14 protein-coding genes are annotated in these 15811 nt (G+C 63.7%); 4 read left to right on the top strand and 10 right to left on the bottom strand.

All coding sequences use genetic code 11. From position 1 onward, the window contains the following. Positions 1–145: 145 nt before the first annotated feature. From DN412_RS35345 to DN412_RS35355, 3 genes are all read right to left on the bottom strand, one after another. The gene (locus tag DN412_RS35345; RefSeq protein WP_115215807.1) at positions 146–1135 is read right to left on the bottom strand and encodes a Bug family tripartite tricarboxylate transporter substrate binding protein; all 990 of its coding nucleotides are present in this window, start codon (positions 1133–1135) and stop codon (positions 146–148) included. A gap of 7 nt (positions 1136–1142) precedes the next feature. Continuing rightward, positions 1143–1877: a Sua5/YciO/YrdC/YwlC family protein gene (locus DN412_RS35350; RefSeq protein ID WP_115215808.1), complete on the bottom strand. Its 735-nt coding sequence runs from the start codon at positions 1875–1877 to the stop codon at positions 1143–1145. A gap of 693 nt (positions 1878–2570) precedes the next feature. Then, a complete protein-coding gene (locus DN412_RS35355) occupies positions 2571–3311 on the bottom strand; it encodes a GntR family transcriptional regulator (protein ID WP_244222933.1) in 741 nt (246 codons plus the stop codon). A 200-nt stretch (positions 3312–3511) separates the two neighbouring features. Between DN412_RS35355 and DN412_RS35360 the strand changes: the two genes are divergently transcribed. The 3 genes from DN412_RS35360 to leuD are packed head-to-tail and all read left to right on the top strand — an operon-like array spanning position 3512 to position 6454. Continuing rightward, complete coding sequence (locus tag DN412_RS35360) at positions 3512–4426, top strand: isocitrate lyase/PEP mutase family protein (protein WP_115215810.1); 915 nt, start codon at positions 3512–3514, stop codon at positions 4424–4426. Between the two features lies 1 nt (position 4427). After that, on the top strand, positions 4428–5831 hold the full coding sequence (leuC, locus tag DN412_RS35365; RefSeq protein ID WP_115215811.1) for a 3-isopropylmalate dehydratase large subunit: 1404 nt from the start codon (positions 4428–4430) through the stop codon (positions 5829–5831). Beyond that, on the top strand, positions 5828–6454 hold the full coding sequence (leuD, locus tag DN412_RS35370) for a 3-isopropylmalate dehydratase small subunit (protein ID WP_115215812.1): 627 nt from the start codon (positions 5828–5830) through the stop codon (positions 6452–6454). Before leuC ends, leuD begins: the two co-directional genes overlap by 4 nt. A 428-nt stretch (positions 6455–6882) precedes the next feature. Here the strand turns inward: leuD and DN412_RS35375 are convergent, their stop codons facing one another. From DN412_RS35375 to DN412_RS35405, 7 genes are all read right to left on the bottom strand, one after another. Next, entirely contained in the window at positions 6883–8061 is a 1179-nt protein-coding gene (locus DN412_RS35375; RefSeq protein ID WP_115215813.1) for a 2-methylaconitate cis-trans isomerase PrpF family protein, read from the bottom strand. Positions 8062–8070: 9 nt separating this feature from the next. Beyond that, entirely contained in the window at positions 8071–8694 is a 624-nt protein-coding gene (gene ribB / locus DN412_RS35380) for a 3,4-dihydroxy-2-butanone-4-phosphate synthase (RefSeq protein WP_115215814.1), read from the bottom strand. Positions 8695–8696: 2 nt separating this feature from the next. Further along, a complete protein-coding gene (locus DN412_RS35385; RefSeq protein ID WP_167471169.1) occupies positions 8697–9023 on the bottom strand; it encodes a DUF4387 domain-containing protein in 327 nt (108 codons plus the stop codon). Between the two features lie 2 nt (positions 9024–9025). Further along, a complete protein-coding gene (locus tag DN412_RS35390) occupies positions 9026–10387 on the bottom strand; it encodes an acyclic terpene utilization AtuA family protein (RefSeq protein WP_244222934.1) in 1362 nt (453 codons plus the stop codon). 41 nt (positions 10388–10428) lie between these two features. After that, positions 10429–11778, bottom strand: coding sequence for an MFS transporter (locus DN412_RS35395; protein WP_161564094.1), 1350 nt, complete (start codon positions 11776–11778; stop codon positions 10429–10431). Between the two features lie 68 nt (positions 11779–11846). After that, complete coding sequence (locus DN412_RS35400; protein ID WP_115215817.1) at positions 11847–13238, bottom strand: MmgE/PrpD family protein; 1392 nt, start codon at positions 13236–13238, stop codon at positions 11847–11849. 47 nt (positions 13239–13285) lie between these two features. Next, positions 13286–14650: an LLM class flavin-dependent oxidoreductase gene (locus tag DN412_RS35405; RefSeq protein ID WP_115215818.1), complete on the bottom strand. Its 1365-nt coding sequence runs from the start codon at positions 14648–14650 to the stop codon at positions 13286–13288. A 131-nt stretch (positions 14651–14781) separates the two neighbouring features. Here DN412_RS35405 and DN412_RS35410 point away from each other — a divergent pair, with 131 nt between their 5' ends. Continuing rightward, positions 14782–15747, top strand: a complete 966-nt coding sequence (locus DN412_RS35410) for a LysR family transcriptional regulator (RefSeq protein WP_115215819.1) — start codon at positions 14782–14784, stop codon at positions 15745–15747. Positions 15748–15811: the final 64 nt, after the last annotated feature.

The following is a 15811-nucleotide window of genomic DNA, read 5'->3' on the forward strand; positions in this document are numbered from 1 at the left end:
GCCAAAGTCACCATGAGAAAAGCATATGGATTCCGGACCTTCCGCATGACCGAAATCGCGCTATATCACGGGCTCGGGAAGCTTCCGGAGCCAAAGCTTACCCACAGTTTTTACTGACGAGCCTCTAAAGAAGATGGCAGGCCGGTCAGCCGTCGACGACGATCTTGCGTTCCGTGATCAGCCGTTTCCACTGCCCCAGCTCGGTCGGGATGGTCTGCTTCGGATCTACCTTGCCGGCAGCGATGATTTGCCCGAGCTCCTCCATCCTCGACAAGATTGCCGGCAGTTTCATCGTGTCGGCGAGCGCCTTGTTGAGGGTCGCGACGATCCCCGCTGGCAGGCCGGCCGGTGCCATCAGCGCGAACCAACCCGGGGCGTCGAAGCCGGGCAGCGCGGTCTCGGCAATCGTCGGCACCTGGGGTAAGGTCGGCAAGCGTGTAGTCGAACTCACGGCAAGCGCCTTGAGGTTGCCGGACTTGAGGAACGCTGCCGTTCCGGTGTATGTCAGGAAGGCGAACTGGATTTCACCGGACATCAGCGCGGTAACGACCGGCGCGGCGCCGCGGTAGGGCACGTGCACCGCGACGGTTTGGCTGCGCGACTTCAGCAGCTCGGCGCAAAGATGCCCGACGCTGCCTGACCCGCCGGATCCGTAGTTCATCTTGCCTGGTTGCTTCTTCATCAACTCGATAAGGTCGCGCACGCTGTTCGCGGGCAGCGTCGGAGCCGCGACCAGTACTTGGGGCATCTGCGTCACCATCGAGATCGACGTGAAGCTGGTGAGCGGGTCGTAGCCGGGGTTACGCAGGGACGGCACAATCGTCATCGGCGCGTTGTCGAGCAACCCCAACGTGTAGCCGTCGGGAGCGGCATGCGCGACCTCGGCGGCCGCCAGCGCGCTGCTCGCGCCGGGCTTGTTATCGACGACTACTGGCTGGCCGAGGAGGCGCGCGAGCGGCGCGCTGATCGCGCGTGCCGTGATGTCGGACGAACCGCCCGGCGCGTAGCCGGTCAGAAGACGAATCGGCCGGGCGGGCCAGGGCTGTGCCGCACCGTGAACCGCGAGCGACGACAGGGCCAAGCCGGCGCCGCCTTGGAGCAAGGCCCGCCGAAGGAGGTTCACGTTCTCGGTCATGGCAGGCTCACTGAACGCTCTTCAACGCGAACTCGTTCAGGTGGCCGGACGGCAGCACGTCCAAACCGGGATCGGCCGGCAGCTCAACACCGAACCACCGCTTGAGCACGCCGGAGATCAACTCGTAGCACGCGCCGATGCGAACCACCTGCATTGTGGAGAAGTTAATCAGCGTGCCGGCCCGGCGGTACGTATGATAGCGGCACAGCCCGTAGTCGATCGTGATGTCCGCAATTGCGAGCAGCTCGGGCTGGATGTCCTCGACGGCGAACTTCGTTCCCGTGCCCGACAGATTGGCCGACGATCCGAACAGCGGAACCACCTCCTCGAGCGAAAGCCGCGTCAGTTCCTTGTGGAACGGGCCGGCGTTGAGCAGGTTGCCGATGGTGCCGCCGGCCGTCGAGGCCTTCAAGGCTTCGCTGCCCAGCTTGACGAGCAGTGGATGGTCCGCACGGAAGGTGCCGATTACGCCGAGCGGCAGGTCGAAATCGACGGTAATCGCCTCGACCATCTCCTGCTCGCGCTTGCCGAGCGTCATCATCTCGCGCTGCGTCTCCAGGTCAGCTGCCATCGCGTTGCGCTTGTGGCTACCGCGTCGCTTGGTGTCGTAGATCTTCTGCAGCGGATCCAGCATCGCACCGGTCATCGCGTATCCGGTCTGGTTCGGCACCAGGGCGATGCCGCCGCGCTTGATGACGTCGATAGTGCGCCGGGCGTCGCCGGCGATGTCGAGAGTGGGCATTGCGTGTCTCCTTAGTGTTGACGGTTGATTGAGTTCTTTGGAACTTCGACGACCTTGAGTTGACGCCGACCAGTCATCATGTCGTTATATTATGATTACAACTCGAAGAATGTAAAGCCCGTGGCGTGCTGGTGCAAACCCTAGATTAGAACTTGAGTCTTCGAGGCAACCTTGCGACGCGCTAGGAATGTCGGAGGAATCCTACTTGCGCGAGCGTGCGTTGCCGTCGGCTTGAAAGCTGCGCGATGAGGTCACAAGAGGTGGGTTGTGCTGCGAAGCAGTCGATGCTCTGCTCTCCGACGGCGTTACTTTGGCCCGTCGAACTTTGAATAGCCGGGGATGGTGCCTTCTATCGCCGCGCAGGCTTGACGTGTTGCGCAAGTTTCACGAGGAGCAACCAATAAGGAGGCCGCGCGGGAATTGCACTTAGCACAACTACCTTGGCCGCTCACCTCGAGAGTGTGTTTCGAAAGCTTGAATGCTAGCGCGCAGCAGCGACGCTGAAGGCGTCAGCAATGGAATTGCTTTGAAGAGGCCTAATCAAGGCTTGGACGGGATTGCGGTGAATCGGCACGGCAATCAGCTGAAGCGGTTAGTCGCATATCGCTCGAACACGCTACGGCACTGGAAGCTCGTTTCCCTCCGAGCCGGCGCGACGGCTGCCGCGCCAGTGAAACGCCCTGCCTAAGAACCCTACTCCGAAACTCGCTTCGTGATGTCGTGTACGAACTGCCCTGCACTCAGGGTGTTCACCGCGTCGCCCGGAATGTCCATCAGGATGCGGCTTCGCTCCGGTGTCATGGTGACGACAATGTATTGCACCGGCCGCGACTCCTGGTCGTGCATTACGCGTACAACTTTCAGGAGCGGCATACCTACCTCCGTTTTCATGAGGCGTGCATGCAGTGGGTCACACACCTGCGTTGTGATCTCCTGGATAACCCGGCCAAACTTCACGCCCTGAGCCAGTAAGATTTCGTAGAGCGCGTGCTTGCGGAGCGAAGCAGCCGTGACCTGCTTCCCAAAGCGAGCGGGTACCCACGCATCAGTGAGCATCACCGGCGTGTCGTCAATGCTACGCAGACGCAATGCATGCACCGCCTTCTCGCCAGGCACGAGTTGCAGCATCGAAGCCACGTCCGGCGGTGCTTCGACCTGCTCCACTTGCAGCACTTGAACATCGGTATCAATTGCGGCCTGACGCAGGCTGTCAATCAGGCTCAAGCTCGGGCGCTCGCGCGCCATCGGTAGCCCGTCCTCGCGCACGAACGTGCCGCGGCCGTGGCGGCTCTCCACCAGCCCCTCGGCAGCGAGTTCGGCCAGCGCACGCCGTACCGTAATGCGCGAGACAGCGAAGCGCTCGCACAACGCCTCCTCCTTCGGCAACAGGCCCGAAGGGTACATGCCGCGCACGATTTCGTCGCGCAGGACCATGAAGAGTTGCCGGTGTAGTGAGGTGCCTCGTGCACGCGGTACAGGGACATCGACGCTAAGCATATCGTTCGAAGACTTCATCCGGAATTGTAAGAAAGGGCTAACAACCCGTAGCATAACTCGTTGACATGTGTTTATGTTGTGATACTCTTATAACAACATAAACACATCGAGACTGCATCCCTCCACGGATACACACCATGAATAGCTCCGTTTCTTCGCCAAAGAGCGCCGGCGCTCGCCTGCGCCAACAGCTTGCAGCGCCTGGCATGTTGATTGTCCCCGGTGCTTACGACGGCATTGGCGCACGCTTGATCGAGCAGGCGGGTTTCGGCGCCTGCTACATGACCGGCGCAGGCACCTCGGCTGCACGCGGCTTTCCCGACTTCGGTTTGCTAACGATGAGCGAAATGGTCGAGAACGCGGCTGTTATGGCGCGCTCCATCGCCATCCCGCTGATTGCCGATGCTGACACAGGCTACGGCAATGAACTGAACGTCGCCCGCACTGTTCGCGAGTACGAAGCCCGCGGAGTAGCGGCGATCCACATTGAGGATCAGGTCTCACCGAAACGCTGCGGCCATCTGGACGGCAAGGAAGTAATTTCGCGCGAAGAGTTCGTCTCCAAGATTCGCGCCGCCGTCGAGTCCCGCCGTATCCCGGACTTCCTGCTTATCGCCCGGACCGACGCCCGAGCCATGTTGAGCCTGGACGAGGCAATCTGGCGCGCTGAGGCCGCCCTTGACGCCGGCGCCGACATGGTCTTCGTCGAAGCTACGCAGTCCGTCGAGGAGGCGGCCTTGGTGCCGCGACGCGTCAAAGGTGCCTGCTTGCTAAACGTCGTTCCCGGTGGCCGTACCCCGATAAATGACCTGCGGCAGGCGGAGGAGATGGGTTATAAGCTGGCGATCCTGCCAGGCCTGATGCTCAAGGCAGCGATTCAGGCGGGCGACGCCGCCCTGGCGGAGGTCCAGGCCACAATGAAGGCGCCGAATACCAGCACCACTGTAGCGCAGACTTTCCGCCGCTTCGGCGCCGACGAATGGGATGCTCTACGCTCGCGCTTCAATGCTGGCGCGACGATGGAGGCGCCATTGTCAAAAGAGGTTGTGTGACATGCCAGGCCACACACTCTTCGATAAGCTATGGGATGCCCACGTCATTCGGGAACTTGGTGACGGCTGGGCGCTGCTGCACATCGACCGCCACCTGTTGCATGACCTCTCGGGGCCACCCGCACTCGACCCTATCCGCATGCGAGGCCGGTCCCTGCACAACCCCGAATTGGTGTTTGCCACGCCCGATCACGCTGTATCGAGCCAGCCGGGCCGAGTGGCGACCACGTTCCCGCTTGGTGGCGAGCTGCATGCCGGTCTAAAGAAACTTACCGGCGCCATGGGCGTAGAACTGTTTGACCTTGGCGAGCCCGGCCAAGGCATTGTCCACGTGATGGGACCGGAGCAGGGAATTGTGCTACCCGGCCTCAGCGTGATCTGTGGCGACAGCCACACGTGTACCAATGGCGGGCTTGGGGCAATGGCGTTTGGCGTCGGCTCGTCAGAGAGTACCCATGCGCTCATCACTCAAACCCTGCGGCAGAGAAAGCCTAAGCGCATGCGCATCCGTTGCGACGGTCAATTGGCCCGGGGTGTGACAGCGAAGGACTTGGCACTGCACTTGATTGGCAGGCTGGGCGCAGGTGCGGGCGTTGGTTACGCCATCGAGTTTGCTGGTGCCGCGGTGGAGGCGTTGGATGTCGAAGACCGGCTTACGCTGTGTAATCTCAGCGTGGAGCTTGGCGCCCGCTTTGGACTTGTCGCCCCGGACGAGAAAACAATCGACTGGGTACGCGGTCGGAATCGGGCACCACGCGGCGAGGCGTTCGAGGTTGCTGCGGCGTACTGGCGCAGCCTCGCCACCGATTCCGATGCCACCTTCGACCATGAAGAGCACGTCGACGTCCGCGCCGTCGTGCCCACCATCACTTGGGGCACCAGCCCAGAGCACGCGATCGCCATCGATGGCACCGTCCCTGACCCACTGAAAGCTGCCACTGCCGCCGACCGCGAGGCGTGGGGCGTTGCTCTCAGCTACATGGGCCTGGCCGCCGACGCACCAATCGCTGGCACGCCGGTCAACTGGGTGTTTATCGGCTCGTGCGCTAATTCACGCCTCACGGACCTCCGCGCAGCAGCCGAGATCGCGCGCGGCCGCCACGTCGCCGATGGCGTACGTGCTTGGGTCGTGCCGGGCTCGGAAACTGTAAAGCGCGCCGCTGAGGCCGAGGGGCTGCATGAACTATTTGTCGCGGCCGGCTTCGAGTGGCGCGAACCGGGCTGCAGCATGTGTGTGGCTGCAAATGGCGAGCAGGTGCCGTCCCAGCAGCGATGCGTTTCAACCTCCAACCGCAATTTCGTTGGCCGCCAGGGGCCGGGCTCACGCACCCATCTGGCCAGTCCTGCGATGGCTGCAGCGGCGGCGATTACTGGCCGCATCACTGATGTGAGGACGCTGGCATGAATACTCCATTCACCACCATCACTGGCCCTGCCGTACCGCTGATGCGGCCGAACGTGGACACCGACGTCATCATCCGCATCGAGCGCCTGACCACCCTAGACAAGACCGAACTCGGCCCCTACGCCTTCGAAGCACTGCGCTGCCGGCCCGACGGCAGCGAGGATCCGGACTGTGTACTGAATGCCCCTTGCTTTCGCGACGCGCCCGTGCTGCTGGCGGCCGAGAATTTCGGCTGCGGCTCCTCGCGCGAAGGCGCGGTGTGGGCCCTGCAGGGCATCGGCGTGCGCTGCGTGATTGCGCCGAGCTATGGCGACATCTTCTGGAGCAACTGCTTCCAGAACGGCGTGCTGCCCATCACTCTGGCCACGCCGCAGGTGCAGGCGCTAGCCGCACAGTGTGCGAACGGCGCGTCAATCACGGTGGACCTGCAGGCCGGTACCGTCGCAGCACCCGACGGCAACATCACGCCGTTCACCATCGACCCGCTTCGTCGCGAGGCGCTGCTGTACGGGCTAGACGACATTGGCCTCACCCTCAAAGATGACGACCTGATCCGCGAATGGCAGGCAAAGGACCGGCTGCGTCGTCCCTGGGCTTGGCCCTCACCAAGGACGCGGCGCTGAGTCGCCAAACCACTACCGTCGGTAGTGACGAGAACTTAAAGGGCCACGCCCACGGAGACAGATATGCCAAAATATCAACCAGCGGTCGCGCATCTACTGCGCGAGCCTGCAGGCAGCCGAGCGCCGCGCTCTCGTTGAGCGGTGCCACCTACTACACGGACTTCGCGGGAACCGGAAGCGATCCGTGACTCTTCGCGGCGCTGGTTGATTACGATCTTTCAAAGCGGACCGACGTCTACCTTGCCGCCGCCTACACCAGGAACAAGGGTGTATCCCATCTGGGACTCGGCGCCGGCTCCAATGGCTTCGCAACACGGACCCTGGCACGAACCAGTTTGGCGCGACCATCGGCATTCGCCACACGTTTTGATGTAGAAAAAGCCCGCCTAGGCGGGCTTCCTCCTGTGATTCCGCGCGGGTGATGCGGATCAGCCTGCCTGCAGGGACTGATGTGGCAGGTAGATCTCCCCGGCCATAAGACGGCGTGCAGTGCGCGCAAGACCCAGCGTTCGCAGCCGGATGTCTTGCGGCTCGCCGGTCCGACCCGGTTCAACCTCGACCCGCACGGCCATTACGCCTAGTGGATGCCCGATCCGCAATGACTGCGTCTGTGCGCCATCATCGCGCAGCAGGCGTTGCACCACGCTGCCTGGCACGCGCGAAATCGCTGCCGTACATAGTGCGCCTGTCCCGGCCATGCTGTCGTGGCACTTTCCGAGAAATACGAGCCGCGCGCGAACATCCATCGAACCCGCCTCATGCATGGCGCCGCTGGGGTCCTGGAACGTGCCGGCAGGCCACACCATCACCATTAAAGGAATGCCGGGCTTGTGCTGGTCGCGCCAGTCAGGCCACATGCCGATCCGCTCCCCTGCCTTCGCCTGGATCTCCGAAACGGCCTCCATCAGTGCGATATCGGCCGTCAATGCGTCAGGTGACTCATGACCAGTCAGCCCTAATGTCGACGCGTGCACAAAGACGCACGGATTGGCGGCATCGCAAATCGACACTTCGAGCGCCCTGCCGCTTTCAAGCGTAATGTTCTCCGATACTTGTCCGGTCGGCAGCAACTGGCCAGTTTTTGCGCCGACGGTATCGGCATAGTCCATCAGTATCTCGGCTCCGCTGCCTGGCACTCCGGGTATGACACAGTCCCCGTACACCCGGGCCTTGCCATGCACGACGGGAACCTGCATCACCAGCATGCTGTCGGTGTTGGTGTTGTAGACGCGCACCGTCGTGACCGGCGCCATGGCCGCCACCAGGCCCTCGTCGACGGCAAATGGCCCCACCGCCGACGAGATATTGCCGCAGTTCGCGCTATAGCCGATCAGGTCTCGCTCGACGTCGACCTGGGCGAACGTGTAGTCCACGTCGGCATCGTCCCGGGTAGAGCGGCGCACGAGTGCCACCTTGGACGTGACCAGACGGGAGCCGCCAAGCCCGTCGATCTGGAGATGATCGGGCGTACCCATAGCCCGTTTGAGCATTCTGTCACGCGCTGGCCCCGGCGGCGGCACGTCGGACTCGTGGAAGAACAATGCCTTGCTGGTACCTCCGCGCATCAGCACACAGCGGTAAGCCACCTGTTCGTTCGTTTGATCCATCGCCGCTCCTCAGGCCACGAGCCGTTCATTAGCCTGCCGCCAGGCGATCAGGTTCGCAATGGTGACAATAGGCAAGCCGTGCCGACGCGCGAATACGACCAGCTCCGGAAGCCGTGCCATGGTGCCGTCGTCGTTGACCACTTCCGCCAGCGCACCCGCCGGCTGCATGCCCGCCAGCCGGGCAAGATCCACGGCGGCTTCGGTATGGCCTGGTCGACGCAACACGCCGCCTGCGCGCGCACGCAGCGGAAAAACATGGCCCGGGCGATTGAAATCCGCCGCCTTGCAGGTCCGGTCGGCAAGCGCACGCAGTGTCGCCGCGCGGTCTGCGGCCGATATGCCGGTGGTCGTACCATGCCGGTAGTCGACCGTCACGGTAAAGGCGGTACGCATGCTGTCCGTGTTCTCCTTGACCATCAGCGGCAGGCTCAGCGCGTCCAGCCGATCGCCCGGCAACGCCGCGCAGATCACGCCACTGGTCCACCGCACCATGAAGGCGATGGTCTCCGGCGTGGCCGCCTCGCAGGCCATGATCAGGTCGCCCTCGTTCTCGCGGTCGGCATCGTCCACCACCACAGCAAGCGATCCCGCGGCAATGGCGGCCAACGCGCTCTCGATCGGATCAGTCTGCATGGTCAGGCTCCGTGGAATGCCGGCACTTCAAGCGTCATCAGCGGCGCGTGCTGTTGCGCGCCAAACGTATCGCGCTCACCTACCCCGCCCTGATCGCCATGCCGGCGCAGCGTGAATTTGAAGGCCAGCGCGGGCTCGAAGAACATGCAGGTCAGCAGGTCGCTCTCGGGAACGCCATAGAGCTGCAGCACGGTCTGGGGATTGAGCATGCCGCTGTCGCGCACATGGCGATAGCGGTCCGCATTGGCAAAAATCACGTCGAACGTGATCTCGAACGGCCCGGAATTCTTGCTCCGGATAACATCGGCGATATCGCGCAGCGTTGCCATGATCAGACCTCCAGCATGCGATAGGGAAACAAGGAATCGGGCGCGTCAACCGTCATCAGGTGATAGATCGAGAACCGGCACACCGGTCCGATGGCGTTCTCTGGTGGGTTGAGCGGCAGCGCAAAATTGCCGGCCGTGGCCTTCTGCCCGGGATACGGCATATGCAGCACGCCGATGCGGGTAGCGCTGCAGATGGCGTTGGCGAGTGCCTGCGTGGGCGCCGTCACTTCTCCCAGCACTCCCACTTCATGGGGCACAGCATCCCGCAGCAGCTCCTGCTGCCCCATCACGGCATGCTTGCCGTAGACGTGGAAGTGCAGCCTGGCTTCTCCTCCTTCTAGTTCGGGAAATATGCCAGCCATGCGCGCGCGTACGCGTTCCAGGAACGGGTCGATCTGCCCGATCAGAATCGGGTCCCGCACACCGCCGATGAAGATCGTCCGATAGCCGCAAACGGCTGCACCTTCGAGCTTGACTTGGTAGCCTTCGGAAGGCCGGAACACGCTGCCGCGCACGCGCGTGGTCTGCAGATCGATCTGTTCGTATTGCGAGGCGGTCAGGTCCAGCATGCCGCCGGGACCGGCCAGCAGATCGGGACGCGTCTTCTCGTACAGAGTATGCGCGGCGACGGACAGCGGCGTGCAGCGTTCATGCGGGCTCATCGGCGTCAGGTCGAAGCTGTCCTCGCGCACCGTGGCAAGGATGACCTTCCCTTTCGGCTCCGCGCAGACCCCGCCGCACTCCATGATCTTGCCCATGTGCCAGTATGTGCCCGGCGCGTCGATGCCATGCAGCATGCAGAACGCGGCAAACGGCGAGGGGTCATAGGCGCGCCCGCACACAACCACATCCACGTCGGGCTGCTCGCGCAGCACCTTCAGAATGGGCTCGGCGCCCATCTGCGCCACAATATGCGTCGACGCATCGATATCGGCAACCGTCAATGGCGGCGCCGACGCGCAGGGCGCAATGTGCCCCGACGCCAAGCTGTCACGCACGATGCTTGCGTCCACATCGGCATAAATTGCCGCCACCTTGAGGCGTCGCCCGAGATCGCCAGCAATCGTGCCGATGATGGCGATGAGGTCGTTCACCTGGCGAGCGGTGCCCGACCCGCCGGCCGACCCGATCAGCAGCGGGATCCTGCGCTTGCCGATGCCCTCCAGAATGATCCGCAAATCGCGCGCGTAAGCCTCGGGCGAAGCCAGCATGGCGCCAAGCCCAAGCTGGTATGGTCCGGGGTCGGTGGAGCCCGAGTCGACGATAACGGCCTGCGCACCGGCCTCGATGGCGCGGTGGAAGTCTTCCCGCGGGATGCCATACCCGAGCATCCCAACCGGCGTCACGATCCTGATTTCCTTCATCACGTCTCCTTCCATTTGCGGGATTGAAGCCGCTGCGGCGCCTACCGCCCCGCCGTCTCGCTACTGAACGCGTGGTCCAGCGATCGTTGTGTCGTTTCAATACCCAGCCAGGCGATCATCACCGCTTGGATGGCACCCATTAGCACCAGGGCCAGCGTCACGCCTTGCACGCCATTCCACTCGTAGAGCGCCGCCACGGTCATGGGGGCAAGAATCGAAGCGCCCCGCCCCGCTGCACTCGCCAGTCCGGTGCCGCGCAGCCGCAGCTCCGTGGGGAAAAGCTCGGGCACGTAGGTGGAGAATCCGATCGTTCCCGTAAAGTAGAGCGATGCCACCAGCAGGAAGCCCACCACCGTCGTCTGGGCAAGCGTGGCCATGTTGGGGTACAGCAGCCCAAGCCCGGCGCACAGCACCGAGTTCGCGATCAGCAGCCGCCTGCGCGGGAAGCGGTCTGACAGGTAGCCCCCCAGCACGATCCCTAGCAAGCTGCCGCCTGCCATCAGGGCCGTATGGCCGAGTGAACTGGTCAGCGACAGGCCGCGTTTGACGAGGAAGGTCGGCAGCCAGATGATGAATCCGTAGATCGCGCACAGGCCCACCACGTTCATGACCACCGCCAACACCGTCGACCGCAGCAGCCGTCCGCGAAACAGGTCGCCGAAGCGGTAGGCCGAGGGCGCGCTATGGACCATCTGCACGGGTGCCGGCAAGGGCCCATGCTCGCGCTCGGCGATGGCCTCGACGCGCGCAAGAATCGCATCGGCTTCCCGATGTCGCCCGACCGATTCCAGCCAGCGCGGCGATTCCGGCATCTCCTTGCGCAGAAACCAGACCAGCAGCCCACCCACACCGGCGATGCCGAACATCCAGCGCCAGCCCAGCGTCGGAATCACCCAGTAGCTGACCAGACTGGAACCCAGTAACGCCGCCGTCGCGCAGAAGAACAGCACGGCGCCCCACCTGCCGCGACTAGCCGGCGGCACGAACTCCGTGATCGTCGAGTAGCCGACCACGATCTCCGCCCCGAGCCCAATCCCCATCAGCAGGCGAAACACGATCAGCCAACCCATCGATGGCGCCACTGCAGCAGCCAGCGACATGACGCCGAACAGGATCAGGTTGAACTGGAACGCGAATCGGCGGCCATACCGGTCGCCGAGCCATCCGGCCAGCGCCGCACCGAGCAACGCGCCCAGCGCGCCGGCCGATACGAACTGGCCATTGGCTTGCATCGTGCCCCAGCCTTCGCGGGCCAGGGCCACCATGATGCCGCTGGCCATATAGAGGTCGAAGGCGTCGAAGAACAGTCCGGCACCGATCAGTGTTGCCAGACGTCGGTGAAATGAGGATTCCGGCAGGCGGTCGAGCCGCTGCGAGGCGTTGTACGGCATGTTGTCTCCGTCTTGGACGGCGCGGGGTGACATGGACCCCGCGTCCGGTGGCTTGGGGTTTCTGGCGGTCAGCGCATGGTGCAGAGCGCCATCAGCGGCGCCAGAGAGGCCGCGTGATCGATGGCGAAGACAACCTGCGCAATCGATTCGGCCTGCTCGCGCGGGATGGCACGCGATGCATTGAGCACGAACTTGGCCAGCAAGGCGTCGCGCGACATCGGCCTGTCCGGCGTCCCGAGGCTCGTCGGCATGCGGCAGCGGATCACCCGGCCGCTCTTGAGCGTCACCACGACCTCGCCCGGAAAGTGCTTCGGGAAATCGCTCTCGGTGTCCGGTACGCAGTATGCCTTGGCTGCAACTGCCAGCACGGCGGGATCGTCGAGCGGTTCGTCATGGAACGTGGCCAGGTCGGCGCGCCCTTTGACCAGCGCTACCGCCACCGCGTACTGCACGCTGAACAGCGCGGCATAGGGCGTGGGAGGGCGAATGCAGCGCTCGCGGGGTGCGGCCACCATCTTGTGCAGCATCGGCGTCAGCGGGCAATCGATGCGTTCGATATCGTCCAGCGCAAACTGCCCGCGCAATTCCAGCGCGGCGTCCACGAAGGCGTGGATGAAGTGGCAGCACGGATAGGGCTTCAGCGCGATGCCTCGCGTCTGCCATTCGCTACCCAGCGCGCGGGCCGGCGCATTGTCTTCGTCCGGTACGGTTTCGATATGGGCCGCATAGAAGCCCCGGGGTCCTTCGAACACCGTCGCCGGCCCCTGGAAGCCCGCACGGCCCAACGCCGCGGCGGCAATGCCGCTATGCGCGGCCCAGCCTGGATGCAGGCGCTTGAGCCAGGACTTGCCGCTTTCCAGGATGCCCGAGGCCAGGCTGCCGCATAGCCCCAGCGCCCACACCAGTTGCTGCTGCGTCATGCCCTGCAAGCGGCCGGCTGCCGCTGCCGACGCGAAGGTGCCGCACAGCGCCGTGGGATGGAAAGCCCGATCATGAAACTTGCCTGCCCCGACGGTCGCCAGCCGGCAGCCGATCTCCAGCGCAGCCACGAATGCCACGAGCACGTCACGGCCGCTGGCGCGGTTGGCTTCGCCACAGGCCAGCACCGTGGCCATTGCCTGGGCACTGGCGTGATAAATCGAGCCAATGTGGGTGTCGTCGAAATCGAGGCCATGGGCTAGCACGCCATTGACCAGCGCCGCCGAAGCTGCTGGCAGCTTCCGGCCACTGCCGATGACCGTGGCGTCGGTACCATTGCCGAAGGTCTGTGCAGCCTCCAGCGTGGCCGGTGCGAACTCGAACGTGTTCGATGCCAGGGCGATGCCGATCACGTCCAACAGGTGCTCGCGCGCCAAGCCGAGCACGTCTTGGGGGATGTCTTCGTAGCGCAGGTTCAGCGCAAAAGCGGCAAGCTGCTCCGCCTGCGTGGGGAAAAGTGCGGGGGTGTCCGTCGCAGTCATGCGTGTGTCTCCGTAATGGGTATCGGGGGATCCGGGTAGCGGTGGGATCAGGCGATCTGGCGCCAGGCGCGGGGAGCCGGGCGATCGATGCCAAGCGAATCGCGCAGGGTCTGACCCGGGTACGCCTTGCGGTACAGGCCGCGCCGTTGCAGTTCAGGCACCACCAGTCGCACGAAGTCTTCGTAGCTGCCAGGTACCGACAGCGCCTGGACGACAAAGCCGTCGCAAGCATCCTGGAACCAGGCTTCCATCTCGTCGGCCACTTGTTTCGCGGTACCGACAAAGCACGGGCCTTCACGTACCGTGCCGCGACCGGACGCTTCCACGAAATCGCGCACCGACGGGTTGCGCTTGCCGCTCTTGGCGATCACGCGATCGCGCAGGCTATGCCACGACACTGCGGCCAGCTCGGCGTCCGTGAACGGCTCCTCGTAGCCACGCTTCGAGAAATCGACGTTGAGTACTTCGCATAGAAGCGCCAGTCCGTCGATGGGCCGCGCCAGCGAATCGATCAGGATGAACTGCTCTTTCGCCTGCGATTCGGTCTCCGCCACCACCACCTTGACGGCCGGCGCCACCTTGACCGATGCCGGGTCCCGGCCTGCTTCGGCGATGGCGCGCTTCAACTGCGCGTATTGCTTGCGGCCGGCCTCCAGGTTAGGGTAGGCCGCAAACACCAACTCGGCCCAGCGCGCGGCAAAGGCAATGCCCCGCCCGCTTTGCCCGGCTTGCAGCAGCACCGGATGCCCCTGTCGCGAACGAGGCACCGGCAGCGGCCCGCGCGACTTGTAGTACTTGCCGCGATAGTCGAGCCGATGCACCTTGTCGGGATCGGCAAAGCGATCGTTCTCCTTGTCCAGGATCAGCGCATCGTCCTCCCAGGAATCCCAGTGGCCAATCACCACTTCCATGAACTCGTCGGCGCGGTCGTAGCGCGCGTCGTGCTCTTCGTGCGCGTCGCGCCCGAAGTTTCCCGCTTCGGAATCATTGAGCGAGGTCACTACATTCCACGCCACGCGGCCTTTCGTCATCAGGTCCATGGTGGCGAACAGGCGCGCCACGTGGAACGGCTCGTAGTAGGTGGTGGAGTACGTCGCGCCCAGCCCAAGGCGCGAGGTGACCGCTGCCATTGCCATCAGGATGGGCGTGGGATCCATCTTCACGGCCCGCACGCCGTGCGACACGGCTTCACGATGGTCGTTGCCATAGATGTCGGGCATGGCCAGCCGGTCGTCAAAGAAGGCCATGTCGAACAGGCCATCTTCCAGCGTGCGCGCGATGCGTTGGAAGTACTCCGGTGACAGGAAGTCGGACATCGTGGCGGGATGGCGCCAGGAACCGACATAGTTCGAACAGTTCTGCGCCTGCAGGAAGGCCACCAGGTGCATCTGGCGGGACGATGGCGAGGTCATGATGCGTTGGACTCCTTTCAGTGCCGTGTTTGGCGGATGGAATGAATTCTTGACGACGCCGACGCCTTGAACAAATCATCAAGCCCGATACAATTATTCGCAAAGCCAATAAATCACGGAGACCCCCATTAATGCCCCCAGCACGCCCTACTGGCGACGCCATATCCAGCGCCGGCATTGACCTGGCCGAGATAGAGACCTTCCTCGCCGTCGCGGAGACCGGAAGCTTCAGCCAAGCAGCGGAGCGGATGCACATCACACAACCTTCGGTGACCGGACGCGTGCAGCGGCTTGAAGCGGCATTGGGCACGATACTGCTCACGCGCAGCACGCGACGCGTGGAACTGACTGACGATGGCAAGCGCACCGAAGCGGCCGCGCGCGCGGCGCTGCACGGACTGCGCGAGCTGGTAGGAGAGTTCCGGCAACGGGTCAGGCAGGCCCGCCAGCGCGTAGTGATTGCCGCCACGCCCATGATTGCCGCCTTAAGCATGCCCGCCATCCTGCACGCCTATGGCGAGCGTTACCCGGACGTCGAGATGGAACTGCTCGACGTGAAACACTCGGAAGCACTAAGCGCGCTGGATCGTGGCGACGCCGACGTAGCAGTGATGTCGCTGGACGAGATCGACCTGTCGAACTATAAGTTCCAGCACCTGTGGAGTGGGACGATGGTGCTGGTGGTGCCGTCGATTCACCCGCTGGCGGGCCTGGAGCGAGTTGGCGCGCGTGAACTGGCCTTTCACCCGCTGATGCTGATCGAGCAATACCTGCCCGTGCGAGCCCGCATTGCCGAGGCAATGGAAAAGCAGGGATTCTCGTTGCCGCCACCGAAAATGGTTGGCAACCTGAACACGTTGATGGGAATGCTCGATGCCCGCATGGGCATCACATTGCTGCCGAACGGCATGGCGGAACGTTGCCGTGATGTCTGCATTGTGCCGCTGGAGGTCGAGGGCCTGACGCTGACGCGCCGCTTCGGGGTTGTATTCCCGCGCAAGGCCGACCTCAGCGCTGCGGCGGCGAGCTTCTGCAAGTTCCTGGAGCGCGCGGTGGCGGGCGACGAGCGCTCGATACCGCAATCCAAGCGTACCTGAACTGCCACGGCAATGGGCGGTCTCCTTGTGCCGGTTCAAAACGTCGATTTATTGGCGCGGCCTA

Origin of the sequence: Cupriavidus lacunae, assembly GCF_003353055.1 — a bacterium.
GTDB classification, from domain to species: Bacteria; Pseudomonadota; Gammaproteobacteria; order Burkholderiales; family Burkholderiaceae; genus Cupriavidus; species Cupriavidus lacunae.